This is a genomic window from Glaciecola sp. XM2, assembly GCF_018595715.1.
Taxonomy (GTDB): Bacteria; Pseudomonadota; Gammaproteobacteria; order Enterobacterales; family Alteromonadaceae; genus Glaciecola.
The window spans coordinates 30,663-51,953 of record NZ_JAHEOJ010000021.1 but is presented as its reverse complement, the minus strand read 5'-3'; the positions used below and the strand labels follow the sequence as shown (position 1 = coordinate 51,953).

The 21,291-nt window shown below is 44.6% G+C and carries 22 protein-coding genes; 4 read left to right on the top strand and 18 right to left on the bottom strand.

Annotation, left to right across the window (positions count from 1 at the left end; all coding sequences use genetic code 11):
* Nucleotides 1-3 precede the first annotated feature (3 nt).
* From KJ365_RS09345 to KJ365_RS09335, 3 genes are read left to right on the top strand one after another with little or no spacing between them, the layout of a single operon-like run.
* On the top strand, nt 4-354 hold the full coding sequence (locus KJ365_RS09345; protein ID WP_214451391.1) for a YraN family protein: 351 nt from the start codon (nt 4-6) through the stop codon (nt 352-354).
* 23 nt (nt 355-377) lie between these two features.
* Nucleotides 378-974, top strand: a complete 597-nt coding sequence (locus KJ365_RS09340) for a D-sedoheptulose-7-phosphate isomerase (RefSeq protein WP_214451390.1) — start codon at nt 378-380, stop codon at nt 972-974.
* A 2-nt stretch (nt 975-976) separates the two neighbouring features.
* Entirely contained in the window at nt 977-1,546 is a 570-nt protein-coding gene (locus tag KJ365_RS09335; protein WP_214451389.1) for a BON domain-containing protein, read from the top strand.
* Between the two features lie 7 nt (nt 1,547-1,553).
* On the opposite strand, the gene KJ365_RS09330 is transcribed toward KJ365_RS09335, so the two are convergent.
* The 18 genes from KJ365_RS09330 to pdsR all read right to left on the bottom strand — a co-directional run bounded on the left by KJ365_RS09330 (nt 1,554) and on the right by pdsR (nt 20,235).
* Complete coding sequence (locus KJ365_RS09330) at nt 1,554-1,946, bottom strand: ClpXP protease specificity-enhancing factor (protein ID WP_214451452.1); 393 nt, start codon at nt 1,944-1,946, stop codon at nt 1,554-1,556.
* Nucleotides 1,947-1,986: 40 nt separating this feature from the next.
* Nucleotides 1,987-2,619 (bottom strand): stringent starvation protein SspA, encoded by a 633-nt coding sequence (sspA, locus tag KJ365_RS09325; RefSeq protein ID WP_214451388.1) that lies wholly within the window; start codon nt 2,617-2,619, stop codon nt 1,987-1,989.
* Between the two features lie 106 nt (nt 2,620-2,725).
* Complete coding sequence (locus KJ365_RS09320) at nt 2,726-3,457, bottom strand: cytochrome c1 (RefSeq protein ID WP_214451387.1); 732 nt, start codon at nt 3,455-3,457, stop codon at nt 2,726-2,728.
* Nucleotides 3,454-4,719, bottom strand: a complete 1,266-nt coding sequence (locus KJ365_RS09315) for a cytochrome b (protein WP_214451386.1) — start codon at nt 4,717-4,719, stop codon at nt 3,454-3,456. The genes KJ365_RS09320 and KJ365_RS09315 overlap by 4 nt, the downstream gene beginning before the upstream one ends.
* Nucleotides 4,719-5,351, bottom strand: coding sequence for a ubiquinol-cytochrome c reductase iron-sulfur subunit (gene petA, locus KJ365_RS09310; protein ID WP_214451385.1), 633 nt, complete (start codon nt 5,349-5,351; stop codon nt 4,719-4,721). Before petA ends, KJ365_RS09315 begins: the two co-directional genes overlap by 1 nt.
* A 366-nt stretch (nt 5,352-5,717) precedes the next feature.
* The gene (gene rpsI / locus KJ365_RS09305; RefSeq protein ID WP_214451384.1) at nt 5,718-6,110 is read right to left on the bottom strand and encodes a 30S ribosomal protein S9; all 393 of its coding nucleotides are present in this window, start codon (nt 6,108-6,110) and stop codon (nt 5,718-5,720) included.
* Nucleotides 6,111-6,122: 12 nt separating this feature from the next.
* Nucleotides 6,123-6,551, bottom strand: coding sequence for a 50S ribosomal protein L13 (gene rplM, locus KJ365_RS09300; protein WP_214451383.1), 429 nt, complete (start codon nt 6,549-6,551; stop codon nt 6,123-6,125).
* A 145-nt stretch (nt 6,552-6,696) separates the two neighbouring features.
* Nucleotides 6,697-7,767: a GGDEF domain-containing protein gene (locus KJ365_RS09295; protein ID WP_214451382.1), complete on the bottom strand. Its 1,071-nt coding sequence runs from the start codon at nt 7,765-7,767 to the stop codon at nt 6,697-6,699.
* A gap of 126 nt (nt 7,768-7,893) precedes the next feature.
* A complete protein-coding gene (locus KJ365_RS09290) occupies nt 7,894-8,298 on the bottom strand; it encodes a MazG nucleotide pyrophosphohydrolase domain-containing protein (protein ID WP_214451381.1) in 405 nt (134 codons plus the stop codon).
* A complete protein-coding gene (gene relA / locus KJ365_RS09285) occupies nt 8,298-10,439 on the bottom strand; it encodes a GTP diphosphokinase (protein ID WP_214451380.1) in 2,142 nt (713 codons plus the stop codon). The genes KJ365_RS09290 and relA overlap by 1 nt, the downstream gene beginning before the upstream one ends.
* Nucleotides 10,440-10,528: 89 nt before the next feature.
* Complete coding sequence (gene rlmD / locus KJ365_RS09280) at nt 10,529-11,896, bottom strand: 23S rRNA (uracil(1939)-C(5))-methyltransferase RlmD (RefSeq protein WP_214451379.1); 1,368 nt, start codon at nt 11,894-11,896, stop codon at nt 10,529-10,531.
* A 3-nt stretch (nt 11,897-11,899) separates the two neighbouring features.
* Nucleotides 11,900-12,286: a holo-ACP synthase gene (acpS, locus tag KJ365_RS09275; protein ID WP_214451378.1), complete on the bottom strand. Its 387-nt coding sequence runs from the start codon at nt 12,284-12,286 to the stop codon at nt 11,900-11,902.
* Nucleotides 12,286-13,035 carry a pyridoxine 5'-phosphate synthase gene (gene pdxJ, locus KJ365_RS09270; RefSeq protein WP_214451377.1) on the bottom strand — a complete coding sequence of 250 codons (750 nt, stop codon included), beginning with the start codon at nt 13,033-13,035 and terminating at the stop codon, nt 12,286-12,288. Before pdxJ ends, acpS begins: the two co-directional genes overlap by 1 nt.
* Nucleotides 13,036-13,085: 50 nt before the next feature.
* Nucleotides 13,086-13,808 (bottom strand): DNA repair protein RecO, encoded by a 723-nt coding sequence (recO, locus tag KJ365_RS09265; RefSeq protein ID WP_214451376.1) that lies wholly within the window; start codon nt 13,806-13,808, stop codon nt 13,086-13,088.
* 15 nt (nt 13,809-13,823) lie between these two features.
* Nucleotides 13,824-15,539, bottom strand: coding sequence for a single-stranded-DNA-specific exonuclease RecJ (gene recJ / locus KJ365_RS09260; protein ID WP_214451375.1), 1,716 nt, complete (start codon nt 15,537-15,539; stop codon nt 13,824-13,826).
* Nucleotides 15,540-15,626: 87 nt separating this feature from the next.
* Nucleotides 15,627-17,258, bottom strand: a complete 1,632-nt coding sequence (locus tag KJ365_RS09255) for an FMN-binding glutamate synthase family protein (protein WP_214451374.1) — start codon at nt 17,256-17,258, stop codon at nt 15,627-15,629.
* 108 nt (nt 17,259-17,366) lie between these two features.
* Nucleotides 17,367-19,529: a proteobacterial dedicated sortase system histidine kinase gene (gene pdsS, locus KJ365_RS09250; protein WP_214451373.1), complete on the bottom strand. Its 2,163-nt coding sequence runs from the start codon at nt 19,527-19,529 to the stop codon at nt 17,367-17,369.
* Between the two features lie 13 nt (nt 19,530-19,542).
* The gene (gene pdsR / locus KJ365_RS09245) at nt 19,543-20,235 is read right to left on the bottom strand and encodes a proteobacterial dedicated sortase system response regulator (RefSeq protein ID WP_214451372.1); all 693 of its coding nucleotides are present in this window, start codon (nt 20,233-20,235) and stop codon (nt 19,543-19,545) included.
* A 229-nt stretch (nt 20,236-20,464) separates the two neighbouring features.
* Between pdsR and pdsO the strand changes: the two genes are divergently transcribed.
* Nucleotides 20,465-21,283 (top strand): sortase-associated OmpA-like protein PdsO, encoded by an 819-nt coding sequence (gene pdsO / locus KJ365_RS09240; protein WP_214451371.1) that lies wholly within the window; start codon nt 20,465-20,467, stop codon nt 21,281-21,283.
* Nucleotides 21,284-21,291 lie beyond the last annotated feature (8 nt).

Below are 21,291 nucleotides of genomic sequence, written 5' to 3'. Positions count from 1 at the left end.
TTTATGAAGCAGTGGTATGCCTCAAAAAGAGGGGCTTGTGCAGAGCAATATGCAAAACAATACCTAATCGACAAGGGCTTGTACTTTGTCGCTGAAAACTATCGCGTCAAAGTAGGTGAGATTGACCTCATATTTAAAGACCACGAGCAGTGGGTATTCGTCGAAGTGAAGTATCGCGAAAACAATACTCACGGCAGCGCCGCTGAAATGTTCACAACGGGAAAAAGACGTAAACTAACCCGTGCAATCATGTGCTATTTGCAATCACATGATTTAAACTTTCACCACACGCATATGAGGATTGACCTGTTTGCAATTGATGGCGACGAAGTTAACTGGATTAAAAATGTATAGCGTTATTAGGAGCCACATTGCGCATGCTTGAGTACATAAAAAAAGATTTCACCGAAAGCATACAAACAAAGATCGCGGCATTGGAAGAACTACCTAAGCCGGTTGAAAAAGCCGCCAACATGATGATTGAAGCATTGATTAGAGGCAACAAAGTCATGACTTGTGGTAATGCTGGCTCGGACGCACTTGCGCAGTATCTTGCCTCTCAGCTTATCAATCGTCATGAAAGGCACCGCCCCCCCTTGCCTGCATTATGCTTATCTGGAGAAAGCACCACGCTTACAGCAATTAGTAACGATTTTTCATTTGCTGATATATACTCGAAAAAAGTTAAGGCGCTTGGTCAAGGCGGTGATATTTTAGTGGCCATTTGCAGTAACGGGAATTCGGAAAATATCATAAACGCGATGCAGGTAGCACTTACGCGAGATATGACAATTATTGCGCTAACAGGTAACGATGGAGGTGAAATGGCGGGATTTATTGGTGTGAATGACGTTGAGATACGAGTGTCATCGGCCCGAACAGCGCGTATTCAAGAAGTGCATTTACTGGTTGTTCATAGCCTATGTAGTTGTATCGACAACGCCCTATTTCCTGTTAATTCAGAGGAGTCATAAGAATGTTACGCGCGCTATTAGTACTCATATTGCTCACACAACTTAGTGGTTGTGTTTCTGTCGTTGCAGTAGGCGCTGCCGGCACCGCTGCGGTCTCTGCAAGTGACAGAAGAACAGTAGGCACGCAAATAGATGATAAGACCATAGAAGCTCGGGTTAACTCAGCAATCAATAAGCTTGAAGGAACCGATGAAAGCGCGGCAATCAGCGTTCATGCCTACAACGGTCAGGTCTTATTAACCGGCCAAGCAAATCAACAAAGTATTATTAATAATGCAGCTCTGGTCGCATCAAAAGTGCCAGAGGTTACAAAGGTTCACAATCAGATTCGCCTAGGCCCACCTATTCCGGCAACCGCGACTATGAATGATATTTGGTTAGGAACTAAGATTCGTACTTTGATGACCGCAGATGAAAATGTCCCTTTGTTAAAGCTAGATCTGATTGTTGAAGATAGCGAAGTCTTCATAATGGGCAAGCTTACTAAACAAGAAGCCACTGCTGCAGTTGAGGTTGCACGTAATGTAACAGGTGTAACTAAAGTGATTCGTGTTATGGAATTGACGAACTAATTGCGTATTACTTTACAACCCGCAGACTTGCCTTTTTAGTAGGTGGCTTTGAAGGCGGCGTTGGTGGCTCTGGTTGTGGGTCATTGTCAGTCGTTTCAGGGGTAAAAACAGTACCTGCACCATTTTCTTTTGCATAAATAGCCGTAACCGCCGCAATAGGATAGCGCACAATCATTGCTTGACCACCAAACCTTGCTTGAAACGAAACCCACTCAAGATCCATGAAAAAGTTGACACATGCACTAGGCGACACATTCAGCACAATTTGCCCGTCTTTGACAAATTGCTCTGGTAGCTGAGTACCGTCAACGTTGGCATCAATCACCATATAAGGTGTCAGCTCATTATCGATAATCCAATCGAAAAAAGCCTTCACCAGATAAGGTTTATTTGACGTCATCATCTCAATAAGTGCCTTCTATCCACATTACCTCCGCTTGCTACAGAGGGTTGTGGATTTCGCGCTCTTGATCGGTAAGTGATGCTTTAAATGAGCCACGTTCGAAAATACGCTTCATATAAGCGTTCACTTCACGTGAACCTGTTCCACTGAGGGTGATGTTTAAAGCAGGTAAGCGCCACAACAAAGGTGCTAGGTAACAGTCTACTAGGCTGAACTCTTCACTCATGAAAAATGGCGTTTCGCTAAATACTGGAGCAAGGCTAAGGATAGCTTCGCGTAGCTCACTACGAGCTTCTTCAGCGCCCTCTTCATTTCTAAATATACGCCCTGCGAGACTATACCAATCCTGTTCAATACGGTGCATCATTAGGCGGCTTTGGCCTCTTGAAACCGGATAAACTGGCATAAGTGGCGGATGAGGGAAACGCTCATCAAGGTATTCCATGATGATGTGCGACTTATATAACACTAACTCTCTATCTACGAGAGTAGGAACCGTGCCATACGGGTTTAGCTCAAGGAGCTCTTCGTTCAATTGCGTGGGTTCAGTGAAAATAATTTCTACGCCTACACCTTTTTCTGCCAGTACGATGCGTACTTGATGGCTATAGATGTCAATATTGTCGGAAAACAATGTCATGATAGAACGTTTATTGGTGGCAACTGCCATTTAAGAACCTCCGCGTTCTTTATAAAAAAGAACTGAAAATATGATTAAAGCTAATGCGTAAAAAGGGGCATCATGCCCCTTAAAAATGACTCGCGATTATAGAGTATTACTTAATGTCTCGCCAGTATTCTTTCTTCAGTAAATACGCGAACACAAAGAAGATAACGAGGAAGATTAACACGCCGCGCCCAATCGCTTCAGATTTAAGGCGAGTTGGCTCTCCGGTGTACTCTAAGAAATTCACAAGATCACGAATAGTCGCGTCATACTCTTCGGGTGACATACTGCCACCTGTGACTTCCAAATCGAAAACTTCAGTAGCCTGCATTTGACCGTCTACCATCTTTTCACGGTAAACTTTGCGTGGTGTACCTTGCAAACTTTCTAACACATGTGGCATACCCACATTTGGAAATACTAAGTTATTTACCCCAAATGTTTTGCTGTCATCAGCGTAAAACGTACGAAGGTAGGTGTATAGCCACTCTGGACCTCTCACTCTAGCCACCAATGTAAGATCAGGTGGCGGAGCACCAAACCAACCAGCAGCATCCTCAGCAGGCATTGGTGTGGTAATGTAATCAGACACCTTTTCACCTGTGAACTGCAAATACTGAACACCCAAATCTTCAGGGATATCTAAATCGGTAAACGTACGCTGATAACGTTGATACTGCATTTGGTGACAACCTAAGCAGTAGTTCATAAATATTTTAGCGCCGTTTTGCAAGGACGCTTTATCAGTCAAATCAATATCCACATCATCCAGTGGATGGTTAGAGCCTGCTGCAAACGCAAGCCCAGGAGCCAATAATAAAACTGCTAACCATTTTTTCATCGTGGGATCCTCGTCGGTACAGGCTTGGTCTTCTCATTCTTGGAGTAGATAAATAACAAAATAAAGAAACCAAAATACATTACAGTACCGATTTGAGATGCAGTAATTTTCCAGTTTTCTTGTGGCGTACCACCCAAATACCCTAAGAAGATGAAAACAATGGCGAACACAATCAAGTTGACTTTATGTAAGCCACTTCTGTAGCGCCATGAACGAACGTTACTGCGGTCAAACCATGGAAGCGCGAACAAGAATCCAATAGCAGCAAACATCGTAAGTACACCACCTAACTTATCTGGAACCGCTTTTAGAATCGCGTAGAAAGGCGTGAAGTACCAAACAGGGAAAATATGCTCAGGGGTTTTCAATGGATTGGCAATTTCAAAGTTTGGATGCTCTAGGAACTTACCGTCCATTTCTGGAGCAAAGAATAATATGTAGCAGAATACAAACAAGAACACGGCGAATGCGACTAAGTCTTTCAACACAATGTGCGGGAAGAAAGGTACGACATCGTCTGCAATGTCATATTTTTGAGTGTAGTACTCGTGAATCTTAAATTTGGTCTTCTCGTCTTCTGAGAGACTGCCTTTTTTGTGTTTGATGTTAACGCCATCAGGGTTATTTGAACCCACTTCATGTAAAGCAACAATGTGCAAGAATACTAGAATTACAATGACTAATGGTAATGCAATGACGTGAAGCGCAAAGAAACGGTTAAGCGTTGCACCAGATATAACGTAATCGCCCTGAATCCACTCTACGAGATCTGGGCCGATGATTGGGATCGCACTGAACAGCGATACAATTACCTGAGCGCCCCAATAACTCATTTGGCCCCATGGTAATACATAACCCATGAAAGCTTCTGCCATAAGCGCTAGATAAATAAGCATGCCGAAAACCCAAAGTAACTCTCTAGGCTTCTGATAAGAACCGTACATCATTCCGCGGAACATATGCAGGTACACAACCACGAAAAACGCCGAAGCGCCGGTGCTGTGCATGTAGCGAATAAGCCAACCGTAATCGACCTCGCGCATAATGTATTCAACTGAAGCGAAAGCGCGCTCAGCTGAAGGCTCAAAGTTCATGGTTAACCAGATGCCGGTCACAATTTGATTGACCAATACAATCGTAGCCATAAACCCAAACACGTACCAAACATTCATGTTGCGTGGTGCGGGATATTGAATAGCATGCTGGTTTGCAACGCGCATCATTGGAATGCGCTGTTCAACCCAATTTAAAATAGCGTTCATTAAGCAACCTCCCCGTCAGAACCAATCAGAATAGTACTGTCATCGATGAAGTAATATGGTGGAACAACCATGTTCAGACCGGCCGGAACGTTTTGAAACACTCGACCCGCCATATCAAATTTTGACCCATGACATGGACAGAAGAAGCCATTATTGACGCCCGGCTCATACTCAGTGAATGCACCTTCAGCCAAATGTTGTGGTGAGCATCCAAGGTGTGTACAAATACCAACAAGAACGAGATATTCTTCTTTTATGGAACGATGTTGATTCTGCGCATAAGCTGGCTGTTGTTCTGCTTCTGAATTAGGATCTTTAAGCTTATCTTCAACCACGTTTAATGATGCAAGAATCTCTGGCGTTCTTTTTACGACCCATACTGGCTTGCTTCGCCACATGACGCGTATTAATTGACCGTCTCTAACACCACTAATATCTACTTCAACATCCGCGCCAGCAGCTTTCGCACGCTCACTAGGCTGCCATGAAGCAATGAATGGGACTGCAGCACCTGCAACACCCACCGCACCGACAACCGAAGTTGCTACGGTAAGGAACTTACGCCTGTTACTGTTTGGCGCGTCAGCGGGTTGTTGTGCTGATTCATTGGCATCGACTGATACATCGCTCATCAACTGTTCTCCGAGGGTTAGACAGGCATTACACCTGCTATTGCTTCCTACTGTGCCTATGGCGACCAGTTAAATTAGAGTCGAACGAGGCGTTTTTTTGGTAGTAGGATTACAAGCTAAAAAAATTCTGTGCGTATGGTAAAAGAAAACACTTAGTAAACACAAGGATTTAGTGCCAAAAAAGGCAGGTTCTTGGTGTTTTAAGTCAACTATTTTGCACACCCTAAAATAATATGCCTATGCGACATTAGTCTTTTTGTGCGTTTGCTGAACAATTACGTCCGTTGAGGGAAAATGATTCGAGCAAAAACAAAAAACCTCGCACCAAGGCGAGGTTTTCTAATTTTGCATAAATGCAGCGTAGAATTAACGTTTTGAGAATTGTGGACGCTTACGCGCTTTGTGTAGACCCACTTTCTTACGTTCAACTTTACGAGCATCGCGGGTAACAAAACCTGCTTTGCGAAGTGCTGGACGTAGACCTTCATCATATTCCATAAGTGCACGTGTAATACCGTGACGAATTGCGCCTGCTTGACCTGAAATACCACCACCAGAAACAGTGATGTATAAGTCAAACTTTTCAGTCATTTCAACAAGCTCTAATGGTTGTTTTACAATCATTTGTGCTGTTTCACGACCGAAGAACACGTCAAGTGGACGTTTGTTAACTACAATGTTACCACTACCTGGACGAAGAAATACACGAGCGGTAGAGCTTTTGCGACGGCCTGTGCCGTAATATTGAGTATCTGCCATGTTGCTCGCTCCTTATATATCCAATGCTTGAGGTTGTTGTGCCTGATGCGTATGCTCTGGACCTACAAAAACTTTCATTTTGCGGAACATTGCACGACCTAGAGGGCCTTTAGGTAACATACCTTTTACAGCTTTCTCTAACACCATCTCAGGCTTTCTTTCGATCATTTTTTCAAATGTCGCTTCTTTCAAGCCACCTGGGTAACCAGAATGTGAGTAATATACTTTGCCCTTGGCTTTGTTGCCAGTTACAGTAATTTTCTCAGCATTCACAACTACGATGTAGTCGCCAGTGTCCACGTGTGGTGTGTACTCTGGCTTATGCTTACCACGCAATCTCGTTGCGATTTCTGCCGCTAAGCGACCTAACGTTTTGTCTGTGGCGTCGACCACAAACCAGTCGCGCTGTACGCTTTCTGGCTTTGCAACAAAAGTTTTCATTAATATTCACCCGAATTAAAATATAAAAGTTATGTTTATCAACTACTTGACCCCTTCGAGCCGGTTGATCTTCCACCTTCCCAAAGGTGGGTGTAACTGGGCAGGTCGCGAATTATACAGATTCTGTAGGAAAAACGAAGTGTTTTTATGGTTTTTGTTCGAAAGAGTCGCTAATGACTCGGTTTCTACCTTCACTTTTTGCAGTATATAGATATTCGTCGGCAATTTTTATCGCCTCATCAACGCTTAAGTTCGGTGTGACCTCCACTAAACCAAAACTCATTGTGATGTTGAGTCTTTTACGTGTGAATCTTTCAGCGCAAATGCTCGCTCGCAGATAATCTAGCTTTTCAAATGCGCTTTTTAAATCATCTGAATCTAGATAAAACATAAACTCTTCACCACCCCATCGCGCAATATTGTCGCTTTTACTTAACAATTGTGTAAGTCGGTTTGACACAACCACAAGCACATCATCACCGAGGCTATGGCCGTGCACGTCGTTTACCATTTTAAACTTATCAATATCTGCGATAGCTAAAAAGAATGAACGGTTTTTCTCTTTTGCTTGCGCATGACGTTCATTAAGATAGGTGTAGAAGAAGCGTCGGTTATGCAAATCAGTTAACATATCGTGGTTTGCGAGGCGCTGTAAGGCCTCTTGCTGCAATACAAACTCTCGTTTCATGATCATGATCCCAATAACAATTGGGAACGTCGCACTTAAGAAGCACATGACGAAAATAAGTAAAACATGATCTTCAAAGATCACTTGTTCAGTTGCACTTGGAAAAATCACATACAAACCAGCAAATAAAAACAAACAAAAGAGGCTTAATACCCACCCTGACATCACTTTGATGGATGGGTTAACGACAAGTAGGCAGGCGATAGAGATTAAATAAAATTGAAACCCGTATTGAGTGCCTAGGGCAGACACAACGAATACCGCATGAATCGAAATCTCTGCACACGCGATATAAATTGCATCGCTCCATTTAGATTTGTAGGCCAAATAAAGATACCAAGACCACGCCAATATGCTGAAAATATTCACGTTGACCATCAACTCTACGTCTTGCCAGACAAACAAAAAGAAGAAGCATATATGCACTAGCAAGCCAGTCCATCCGCCGAGCAGTACAGCGTAAAACGTAGGCTTGTCTTCAGCAGCTACCGAGTTAGGTGCTTTATAAATACGTTCTAAAAAGAGCATAGAATGTGATAACGAACCATAAGCAAAAACATATAAAGATAAGTCGTTATCGGCAATGGAACAATAAAATGGAGTGCTCTATAGGTTTTATTGAGAAAATTTGTAAGCGCTTATATTGAGCGGCGTTTATACCTTACCGACGTCTACTTTGGCCTTATTCCATAGGTGGTCGAGCTCTTGTTCGGTTAAACCATTGAGCTCGAGGTTTTGCTCACGCGCCATTTGTTTCACCAATGAAAAGCGGCACTCAAACTTATGCGTGGCAATTAACAATGCATGTTCCGGACTGACTTGTAGATGACGTGCTAGGTTCACCGCGGCAAACAACAGGTCGCCGAGCTCCTCCTCTTGTCCTTGCAAATCGCCCGTCAGGAGCGCTTGCTTAACCTCTAACAACTCCTCATGGACTTTGTCAAAGACAGGCAGCGCGCTTGTCCAGTCAAAGCCAAGCTCGCGGGCGTCTAGTTGAACGCGAAGCGCCTTTGATAGGGCGATATTGGCCTTATTGTCTGGTGTGTTGCCTACCCCCATCAGTGTCTGCTTACATCAATCACATCACTAATGTTGCGCAAGCGTGATATTAACTTACTGAGCTTGACCGCATTAGGCACTTCTACCGACAATTTGATTAACGCTGTGTGGTCTTTGGTGTTTGACAAACTGTTCACTCCAAGCAAGCTAATCTTTTCATTGGATAACTCGGTTGTCATATCACGAAGAATGCCATTTCTGTCATTCGCATGAACATGCAAGGTCGTTTTAAAAGCGCCGTCATCATTGTCTGCCCACGTCACTTCAATTTCGCGTTCTGGATGCATTTTCAGTAAATTTTCTAACTGAACGCAGCTCTCTTTGTGAACACTTACTCCTTTGCCTAAGGTTATGTAACCTACGATGGCGTCGCCCGACACTGGTTGGCAACATTTTGCGAGTGTGCTTAATAAATTCCCTACGCCCTCGGCAATAACCGGTTGTTTGGACTTGTGAGAACGACCTTTCACTACTCTTGGAGTCACTTCTTCCTCAGGTAATGGTGCATATTTTAGCGCCAAGGTGTTGACGATATTCATAACTCGAATATCACCGCCCCCAATGCCTGCGTATAGGTCATCTAAGGTTTTCACATTGTATTTTTCAAGCACTTCTGCGGCATGTTTAATAGGGATTTGTGCTTTATTTAACTCCCGCTCAAGAAGCTCTTTGCCTGCATCACGATTTTTGTCTTTGTCTTGCTTCTTAAAGTAAGAGTGAATGGTTGCGCGAGCTCTAGCGCTATGCACATATCCTAAGCCAGGGTGCATCCAATCTCGTGATGGCGTGCCGTTTTTGCTCGTAAGCACACTGACTTGGTCGCCGGTTTGTAAGCGGTAGGTAAAAGGCACGATCCTATCGTTTACTTTCGCGCCAGTGCACTTATGACCGACATTACTGTGAATATAATAAGCGAAATCAAGTGGTGTCGAGCCATGTGGCAAATCGATTACATCGCCTTTTGGGGTAAACACATACACCCTGTCTTCAAAAACTTGGCTTCTAAATTCCTCAACCAAGTTACCTGACTCTGCCATTTCTTCTTGCCATTGCAGAATTTTACGTAGCCAATTCACGCGCTCATCCATGCCTGCTTGTTTACCTGCGCTACCCTCTTTATATTTCCAGTGCGCGGCAACACCTAGCTCGGCATCTTGATGCATTTGCTGCGTACGAATTTGGATTTCGATAGATTTGCCTTGTGGTCCTAACACAACTGTATGAATACTCTGATAGCCGTTTTGCTTGGGCGTAGCAATGTAGTCATCAAACTCTTTAGGGATATGGCGAAAGTTAGCATGGACAGTGCCAAGTGCAGCATAACAATCTTGCATCCTGTCAGCGATAATGCGCAAAGCTCGAATGTCGAATAGCTGCTCAAAATCCAACTGTTTTTTCTGCATTTTTTTATAGATGCTGTAAATATGCTTCGGCCTACCAATGACCTGCGCATTGATACCTTCGGCGTCTAAAAGCGCTTGCAAATGCCCGACAAAATCAGAGATGTACTGCTCCCTGTCGCTACGCTTTTCCTTTAACATTTTGGCAATTTTTTTGTATGTTTGGGGGTGTAAATACCTAAAGGATAAGTCCTCAAGCTCCCATTTGAGCTGACCGATTCCTAAACGATTTGCTAACGGTGCATAAATCGTTGAACACTCCCTAGCAACGATAACACGCGTCTCTTCGTCCTCCTCCTTGACTTGATGTAAGGTGCAAATTCTTTCAGCCATTTTAATGACGACCGCGCGCACATCTTCCACCATTGCCAGTAACATGTTGCGTAATTTATCGACTTGAGCTGCGTCTGAAGTATTGCGAGAGGTGAGTGTTTTGATAGCGTCCATTTTGCGAACACCCGCGATTAACTCGCACACGCCCTGACCGAATTTTTCACTGATATCTTCGTTGTTTAACGCGTGAATTTGGCAATAAGGATAGACTAATGCTGCCTGCAAGGTTTCATCGTCCATGTGCAGCTCATGCAGAATTTCCACCATTTCTTGCCCAATGAGCAAGATATCTGGCTGATCTGAGATGGTTCGAAGTTTTTCTTTTGTAAGCTCAGGTACCGGCAAGTCTTCAAGCCACTGCGCAAATGCCGGGCGGCTCGACTGATGTACACTGCGAATAGAAACCATGCAGAACTGCTCCAACTTAATTAATGTTTGATGCCCAACGACTTAACCGTAATTATGTGAGTAAAAGCCTTTCTTCAAAGCTCCAGGTTTTACGCAACGGTCAGTAAAACCATACTCTCAAGATGTTGTGTGAAAGGAAACATATCCAGCGCTCCAATAGCCATTACTTTATAGCGAGGTTGTAAAATTTTCAAATCTCTTATCAAGGTATTGCTATTACAAGAAACATATAGGATGTGTTGCACGGGCGTTTTGACAAAGTATTCACACAACTGCTGCGCTCCGGCTCTAGCAGGATCAAGTAATACCAAATCTGTACTGCGAATATCGAGATTATTTAACGTCGCCGGGTGCGATAAATCGGCACAATTGAACTCAACATTTTCAAGCTCATTGCTCTGGGCGTTGATGCGCGCCTGCTCAACCATTTTCGCTTCTACTTCATAACCAATCACCTGGGCCCCGCCAGCGGCTAAAGCGAGTGAAAAGTTACCGATGCCACAGAAAAAATCATGTACGCGTTGACCGCGTGCAGGTTTTAAAAGCGCAATTGCTTGCGCAATCATTTTAGCATTCACAGGCTGATTGACCTGAATAAAGTGATTGTTCTCAAGCGCTAGAGCGACATGATTGTAATCTTTAATGACAAGCTCAGCATGTTCTATACCTTGGTCGAGCAATACTTTTTGCTTTAATGAAACAATGACTCGAACATGACATTCATCACTCATCTTAGCGAGTGCATTTAACTGTGACGCGCTTATAGAATGGCTAAGGTAAACATCCACTACCACTCCATTGTGAGTTTGTGTCAACTGCAAATGTCCAACGCGAGAAAGGCTATTAAATTGCTTGAGAAAAGCAATTACTGCGGCAGATTTATCACGCAATGATGAGCTCAAAATGGCACAGCGCTCTATATCAACCACCTCATTTGACTGCGATTTTCGATAACCAATTTTAACGTTTTGCTCATTGCGCGCATCGATTGCAAATTTTACCCGACGGCGATATCCAAGCTCCCCCTCTAGCGAGTCATAATCAATTTGTGACAAAATTGGAGCCAGCCAAGCGCTCTGCATCACATTCACCTGTGTCTCAATATAACGAGTAAGAGCCTGCAGTTTGAGATTTAGTCCATCCCTTGCGCTAGCATGTTGTATGGCACATCCGCCGCATTGCTCATAATATGGGCATTGAGGCCGTTGTCGAATCTTACTGGCGACCTCGACCGAACATAACTTAGCATGTTGGACTTTTTTGCTCCCCTTCACCCTAACAACGCTGACTTGCTCGCCAGGAAGCGTTCTAGGCACTATGGTGATTGGTTTGGTTGACAGTGCAATGCCATTGGCATGTTGGTCTAGCACATCAATGCTTAGGGGTTTACTGGCAAGCGTAGCGTGAGGATTAGATTTTCCAGACGATGGCTTTTTTGACTTATAAAACTGCACCATCGTCTACTGCACGCCCCCACCTTCAATCACAACAAAGGCCGTCGCATAGGCTTGTTCATCAGCAATACTCAGGTGAAGCTCGGTGACATTATTATCACTACACCATTTTTTAAACGCGCCAAGTGCATTTAACATGGGTTTTCCACGTTCATCATGCGATATTTCTATGTGTTGCCATCCCATACCGTTACCAATCCCTGTTCCAATGGCTTTTACAGTAGCTTCTTTGCTGGCAAACTTTTTAGCAAGATAACGAGGTTTGTCAGTGCTTTTTTCAAACTCCGACCATTCAGCGGGTGTTAAAACACGTTTGGCTAAGGCGTTCGACTTTTCAAGCGCCTTGGCAATGCGCGAAATTTCGACTAAATCGGTGCCAATCCCTACAATCATTAGCGAGTATTCACAAGGCCAAGTCGTGCTTCTTGCATCAAAGCACGCATATCTCGTACTGCCTTATCTAGGCCATCAAATGCCGCACGGGCGATGATTGCATGCCCAATATTTAGTTCGATTAGCTGAGGGATTGCGGCAATGGGTTTTACGTTATGATAGTGTAAGCCGTGACCCGCATTAACTTTCAGTCCTAAGCGAGTAGCATACTCTATTCCGGTAATTAACTTGTTGAGTTCATATTCAGCTTGATGCTCGTCACGAGCTTCTGCGTATTGACCGGTATGTATTTCGATATATGGCGCGCCAGCTTCAACACTGGCTTCAATTTGTGCTTCATCGGCGTCAATAAAAAGCGATGCTTGTGTATTTTGCGCTTTCAATTGCGCACAAGCGTCGGTAATTTTAGCTAAATTACCCACGACATCTAAACCCCCTTCGGTGGTTAACTCTTCGCGCTTTTCTGGCACTAAACAACAAAATTCAGGCGCTACTTTTGCAGCGATAGCAAGCATTTCATCGGTTACGGCCATTTCTAGGTTTAAACGTGTATTGATAGTTTGCTTGAGCAAGAACACATCGTTATCTTTGATATGGCGACGGTCTTCTCTTAAATGTACTGTAATACCGTCGGCTCCGGCGCGTTCGGCAACATCCGCTGCATGCACAACCGAAGGATAGTTGGTACCTCTGGCGTTGCGAAGCGTGGCAATATGATCAATATTTACGCCTAAAAAAATGTCCTGCATTGGGTGAGTCTCACTTCATTCACATGTAATTTATGTGCATAGTATAACGCCTACTGACCGGTGTGTGACAAAAATAGCTCTCTTGATTTAAGCGGCTTGTCACCAATTATTGGCAGTAAGGCTTGTCTACAGATGTGTTTAGCTGTTTTGCGGGCACTGGGCGTGAACTCTCTCGCCTCAATGGCAATAAGGTCTGTACCTTGTATTGCATAGGCTTGCGTCGATGGGCATGGCAAAAACCCTTGTTCGGCGATAAAAGTGTAATGCTGATTTGCATCAATGTGTTCACCGGTTTGCGCATCATGAGCTAAATCGGGTAAGTAGCCTAATTCTTGCAATAACATCAGCTCAAAACTTCGTAAAACCGGTTCAATATTAACAAGCGAATCATTTTCAGACAGACTTGCTAAGTGCTCTAAACTGCTTTGATATTGCTCAAACAACAGACTCACCGGCTCGGTTTCTGGCAAGGCTCGCATGAGCAACTCATTCATATAAAATGCGCTGTACAAACAGTTACCTCGAAGCGGCCAAGGGTTTCTAATTGCTTCTGCTATTCCTAGATTTTTTAACTGACTGCGCCCGGCAAGTTCGAATGACAATAATTGTAACGGTTGAAGCAAGCTCTTTCTATCTGACTTCCCGCTTCCTCTAGCGCCTTTGGCCACCGCACTGATGCGCCCAAATTGTGGTGTAAAAAACTCAACAATAACGCTAGTTTCTCGGTACGCACGAGTATGCAGTACATATCCTCTGGCTTGGAGTTTTGCCATCTATTTACCATCCCATCAGGCAGGCGCTAACGCAGAGACGATTAGCTGCACAGACACTTGCCCGCGAAACTCATTAATATCAAGACGGTAAGCTAAGTGCACGCGGCGGCAATTGACGTTTGGCCACAGCGATAAATCAATGTTAAACGCTATTGCATCAAGCATATTGCCATCTTTTTTTACCAAGAGCTTTAAATGCTTTTCGCCCACAATTCGATGCTCAATGAGTTCAAACACATCATCAAACAAGGGCTCTTCAAACTGCTGTCCCCAGGGCATAGAAAGTTTTAGTAACCACGCGGTATCTAGGGAGATACTCGGTGCCTCCAGTGCACCATCAGAGAGTAAGGTATTGGCTACCGGCAGACCTGCCAAAGCCTCAGCACATTGCTTTTCAAAGGCCGTCTTAAACTCGGTATATCGGGCTTTGGACAAAGATAATCCTGCCGCCATTGCGTGACCACCGAACTTAATGATTAAACCTGGGTGAAGCGTATGAATGCGTTCGAGCAGGTCGCGCATGTGCACGCCCGGAATCGAGCGCGCAGAGCCTTTGATAGTGCTTTCATTTTCATCTGCAAACGCAACCGTAGGCTTAAAGTATTTCTCTTTAATTCTACCCGCCAGAATGCCCACTACGCCCTGATGATAGTCACTTTCATACAACGCAATACCTTGCGGCAAGGATGCATCATTGATAGACAATTTATCTAAAGACTGCTGCGCGGCAACTTGCATGTCTTGTTCAATTTCGCGCCGCTCTTTGTTTAATTTATCAAGTTCAGCTGCTAAGGATAGGGCGACGCTTGGGTCTTTTGCCATTAAACAATTGATACCTACCGACATATCTTGAAGGCGTCCTGCGGCATTTAAACGCGGACCTAGTACAAAGCCTAGGTCACTAGATGCCAAGCGCGCGGGATCTCTCCCGGCTACTTTTAGCAGTGCCAAAATCCCTGGTTGGGTTTTACGACTGCGAATGCGTTGCAACCCTTGATGCACCAGTATTCGATTATTCTGGTCAAGCGGCACCACATCTGCCACGGTGCCTAATGCGACAATATCTAAAAAGTTAGCTAGGTTGGGAGCAGCAATTCCCGTTTTGGCAAAATAATCAAGACTGGTAAGTGTCGCTTTTAACGCAGACATTACATAAAAGGCGACGCCTACGCCCGCTAGGTGCTTAGAAGCGAACCCACATCCAGCCTGATTCGGATTGACTATCGCATCCGCGTTAGGCACCTGACTGCCAGGCAAGTGATGATCCGTTACGACTACTTGCATGCCAAGGGATTTTGCGTGAGCAACGCCATCGATACTTGAAATACCATTGTCCACTGTCACAATCAGCTGAGCGCCTTGCTGATGTGCCATATCAACCACCGGCTCTGTCAATCCATAACCAAAATCGAAGCGATTAGGCACGATAAACTGACAGTTTTTATGACCTAGCGCGTCTAGCACGTGCATACACAAGGCAGTACTTGTTGCACCATCTGCATCAAAATCGCCAACAATACAAATATTGAGCTGGTTTTGTATCGCATTCGCTAACACCTGCGCCGCTACATCTACGCCTTTTAATTGAGAATAATGTAGAAGCGCAGATGCCTTGGTATTGGTTTGCTCTGCTTTGGTGATGCCGCGCAAGCGTAGCAAGCGGTCAAGAATGGGGGGCAGAGCCGGATCTAAGGGAGTGTCGCTCGCAAGCTCTCTTTGTTCAATTAGCACGATGTCATCATTAGTGTAGTTATTTTTCGCTGGCTATAGAGTACCGCATTTTTTGCCATCAACCTACACTCGAAAGTGCTTTAGCCGTTAATTAAGTGCGTGCATTTTACTATCGATTTCACTTAACTGAGCTGCCGGCATAAAGCTCCTTGCACTCGATTCAGCTAGGTCTAAGGCATAGCATTTAGGTATATTATCCGTGAGGAAGCATCCGGGCTTAACCAGCGGGAAAATCTCATCATAACGCTTTACTTGCTCTTGATTTACGCGTCTGAAGATATGCGTACGGTTCACTTCATCGGGTGACTTGATGCCAGCAGAAGACATAATGTCTACTGCAGCAAAGACTGTTTTCTTTTGAAACTTGTACACCCGCTCAGACTTTTCTGGCACGGCAAGACCTCTGAACAACTTAGGGTCTTGGGTCGCAACTCCGGTAGGACAGCGGTTAGTATTACAGCTTAAAGACTGCACGCACCCTAACGCCAACATCATACCTCTCGCACTGTTGCAAATATCGGCGCCAATGGCTAAGTTTTTCACAATATGAAAACCCGAAATAATTTTACCACTAGCAATCAGCTTCACGTTTTCACGCAAACCAAAACCGGTAAGGGCGTCATCAACGAAAGAAAGCGCCTCTCGCAGAGGCGAGCCAATGGAATTTGAATACTCTAAAGGTGCAGCCCCAGTGCCGCCCTCTCCACCATCAACGGTAATAAAATCGGGCCCGTTGTCGAGCTCAACCATCGCTTTACAAATTGCCATAAACTCACTTTTCCGGCCAATTGCGAGCTTTATCCCAACCGGTTTTCCGCCAGAAAGAGTGCGCAATGTTTGGACAAATTCTACTAATTCTAAGGGAGTGGTAAACGCAGAATGAAACGGGGGGGAGTCCACTTGGGTGCCTGGTTCAACACCTCGAATTTTTGCTATTTCGGGGGTGTTTTTACCTGCAGGTAAGATACCACCATGACCAGGCTTAGCCCCTTGAGAAAGCTTTATTTCGATCATCTTTACCTGTGCCTGTGTGGCATTCTTCGCAAAGATTTCTGGGTTAAATGTGCCGTCTTTGTTTCTGCAACCAAAATAGCCAGTTCCGATTTGCCAGACTAAATCTCCACCGTGCTGTTGATGAAAACAGCTGATCCCTCCCTCTCCAGTATTATGATAGAAACCTCCGAGCGCTGCGCCTTTGTTTAATGCTTGCAGAGCCGTTTGACTAAGCGAGCCATAGCTCATCGCTGAAATATTTAAAATGCTAGCCTGGTAAGGCTGGGTACAATGCTTTCCTCCCACCATAATACGAGGTTGGCAGTTCACTTCTTTTACGTTGAGCGCCGAAATTGAATGTCCAATCCACTCGTAACCTGACTTATACGTATCCACCTGTGTGCCAAATGGCACACTATCTCGGTTGTCTTTAGCACGCTGATACACAATGTTTCTAAACATTCTGCTGATAGGCGTACCACCGGTTTCAGACTCTATTAAATACTGCTGCACGAATGGTCTAATTTCTTCCATAAACCAACGCCCGCGAGCAATTAGAGGGAAGTTACGCCATAGCGCATGCTTGGTCTGTAATGCGTCGTGAATCGCTATTATCAGCAAGGGAAGAGAGAGTAGCAAAAGCCATATCGTGCCCGCCCAAAAGGCGCTTAGCCCTAACACCAATGCGTTAATCACTAACAATACCGATATGATCAAAGTGGCCATATTTTCGTCCCTATTTTTGCGTTATGTACTGACTATTGTTCAAGCCGGTGAAAAAGTAAAGTGCACTCGCGTTGTTAACCAGCGTTACTGTAAACCCATAGAAAGTGCTTATTGCTTGTCAAACATCATCAGCACTATCACGCCGGTATGATCGGGTAAGTTATCAATGCTCAGTTTGCCATGATGGTACTGAACAATCATATTGGCAATAAACAGCCCTAGTCCCAAATGAGAAGATTCTGCGTCATTACTTGCTCTTACAGACACCATCGATTCCAGTAATTGCTGCTGCATATTCGCCGGCAATAAAGGGCCCCTATTGGAAATAGATATCGCCAAACGCTTATCTTTTTCAAACACACGAATGGAGATTGGGTGGCCGATTTCACAGAACTCTGTTGCATTGCTCAAGACCTTGTCTAACATTTGCGCAAAAAGCTCTGGTGAACCTGCCAAGGCGGCGTTTTGAAGGTTATTCTCTAACACATATTGCGTATCAGGATGCGTCATACCAAAGCCCTCAACACAACCTTTAAGTACATCGTTTAACACAAAGTTCTCATGTTCTGAACGCTTTATCGCCTCTTCAAGACGCGTGGCTTCACTCATGCTATTTAAGATTTTACTTAGCCGTGAAATACCCTGCTTCGCTCGCTCAACATATATGTGACGGTCTTTAGCATCAGGGTCAATCATCAAATTATCTAGTGATGAATTGACCACCGCCACTGGCGTGCGCAGTTCGTGGGAAAGGCGAGATGCCATATTTTCTAAATAGTGATTGTATTGAGTAAGCTTAGTCAAAACATGCTGAAAGCTGCGCGACAAATCGCCAATTTCGTCACTCGAGCGAGATACTTCGATTTCGCCAATAATTTTACCGTTGGCATCAATGGCTGACTCGGTATTATCGCGTAATCTGCGAATGCGAGTGGATATACGTGATGCGATTAAAAACAACGATGCCACCCCTAAAAGCATTACCGCAAGGATGAAGTTAAACTGTTTTTCCAAAGCTTGGTTTCGTAGCGTTCGAATGCCATGGGTGGTTTGTTCAACGACCACCGCCCCCATGACATCACCGTCTATGAATATAGGGTGAGCAGCCGATAAAATTACCGCTTTGTTGTCTGGGCTTAAACGCCAAAGCGTATCAGGAGCACCTTGTAAGGCATTGGCAATGTCTTGTCCTTGCAATGCAAATGCGTCTGCCAAATCATCAATAAATTCATTCGGCGGGCGAGTAAGAATACGATAATAAAGTGGCTTTAACACGCTGTGTTCAAAACGAGCAAACCATCCTGTTTGTGTCGCAGTGGTAGAGCTTCTCGTTTCTGCAACCCCTGCTGATTGTTGAATATCGCCCGAGCGCGCGAGCACGCGCATATGCTTATCAACCACCCACACTCGAGCGTTAGAATATTTTAAACCTTTAATAATTCGCTCGATATTAGGAGAGGGAATAAGCACCGTGCCTAAGTCATCAGAAGTTGCCGGATCCGCGGTACCCATCACATAAGCCGCCCGCCGGTCATTCGGGTCGTCGACGTCGGTAATGGCGAAAGCGATATTGCTCGAGAGCATACTCAGTGGAAAACGCAGCTCAAGGATGTAGCCGGTGTCCGTTTCGCGCCATTGGCCCTGAATGGCTCGTTCTAAACCGAGTGGCGTGATGCCTTCAGCATGTTCATCTAGGCGGAATGCGTTCACCCATCCGGGGCCATATGGCGCTATGGCAAATCGATTGAACTCCCCTTGTGCGTTAATCAATGCAATTTGTACGTAGTCGTTTCTATCAATTCTTAACGCGTTTTGTGGTCGATAGAGCACGCTGTCATCGGTGACCTCAAACATGGCATATAAATACTTATCAAACTGGCCAACCATGTGCTTAAAGTTTAAGCTCTGCGGCCTATACACCTGAGACTGCTCAATTAAGTTTTCACTACCATAATCAATCATTAAATCTTGATAATCTTGCCAATCCGACAACCTGCCGTCTAGCTGAATAGGATATGCAATGCGATGCGCGTATAAATCTTTGCCCGGTCGTACATTCGATAAGAAGGCTGATTGATTATTAAATAAGGCAGGGCGCTCATGCAGGGCAGTCGCTACCGCTCGAGCAGTGCCGACTAGCGTTTGCTCTTGTCCAATGCGAAGGTAAGTCTCCAGTTCCCATACAAACTGATACCCTAAATAAGGGATAACCAAAAGAAAGGACGAAAACAGCAGTAGCTTTGTGCGGATCCCAACCGCCCACTTTTTCATATGCTCTCACCCACTATACTGACTTCCAACGGTAGCCCATGCCATAGACGGTCTCAATGCAATCAAATTCCGCGTCTATTTGCATAAACTTTTTGCGGATGCGCTTGATGTGGGAAGTAATCGTCGTATCGTCTACGACCATCTTAGACTCGTCCATTAATTGCTGCCGGCTCTTTACATGCCCAGCATATTTAGCAATAGCAAAGAGCATCCAAAACTCTGTGACTGTTAATTCAACAGCTGTGTTGTGCCAGGTAACTGTCATGCGGTTTGCATCCATACTCAGCGGGCCATTTTGCACAATGTCTGATGCTTTTTGCGGTTGTGACAGCAAATCGTTTCGGCGAAACAGCGCCGCGATGCGCGCAAGCAGGTGAGGTAAGCTAATGTCTTTGGTGAGGTAGTCATCTGCCCCCATACGTAAAGCACAAATTGTATCGTAGTCGTTATCCCTGGCGGTAAAAAAAATAATGGGTAAGGTTTTCGATAAACCTCTAAGTTGCTGACACAAAGCAAAGCCGCCATCTATCTCATCGCGCAAGCCAATATCGATAATTGCTAAGTCGGGCAACTGCTTTGCAAAAGCTTGCTCAGCCTGCGGACGTGTCTCATATGCATGCACGAGATAGCCTTGCTTGCTCAACGCAGCTACATAGTTTTCGCGCAATGCTAGATCATCCTCCACTAACGCAATCTTTTTGGGCATTTATTATTCACTCTATTATCGCAGCAATAAGTGCTTGTTACTTTGGTCCTACACTATATCGAATTTTCCTAGCGACGAAAGTGTATTGCCCCAATTTCCATTTTTTCGCCACAATTGCTCGCTAGATTGCCATATTTACCCCCTTTGATTGTCGTTTTTGCCTTGTTTAATAGACCTCATTGAACCAACACAGTTTCAATTAACCTCAAACGACATCAAAGGAAATATTATGAAAAAAGTACTTATCGCTACTGCTGTAGCAATCGCACTCACTGGAATTAACGCAAAATATGCACAAGCACAAACCAATAATAGTGAGCAGACTGCCCCTGTATCGGTGAAGGCAGACAACACACAACGCGATTTAATCGGATTTGGCGCTGGCGCAACAACAGGCGCATTAGTAGGGGGCCCTATCGGTAGCGTTATTGGCGCCATTCTTGGGATTTTGATTTCAAATGATATGAATCAACATGACGCACTCGAGCACAGTGAATACCAATTACTAAGCGCCAATCAAGCGTTAACCACACAACAAAACGATTTTCTCGCCCTACAGCGCCAATACGTTGAGCTTGAGCAATCTCAAATGATGCAACTCGCCAGTTTTGACACTAAAGCGGCTACTGAGTGGATGTACGATTTACCAAGTCTTGAGTCTAACGTGCAGTTTAAAACCGCTTCTTTTGATATTGAAGATACCTTTAAAGGACAGTTAAACAGCATGGCAGGCTTACTTAATCAGTATCCAAGTTTAAAAGTGCAGTTAACCGGGTTTGCAGATATCAGAGGTGACTCTCAGTACAACAAAGCACTTTCGCAGCAAAGAGCTGATTCAGTGAAAAGCTATTTGCTTAAGCAAAACGTTGACCCTTCACAAATTTTCACGCTTGCACAAGGTGAACAAGCTTCATTCGCTGAGCTAACCAACGCAGAAAATGCAGACTTGGGAAACGCCGGATATACATCACACGAAGCGTTGTTTTTTGACCGCCGAGTTACCGTAAAACTATTAACGAAAAAAGCATCTCTTTCAGCCTCTAACTAAGGAAAACA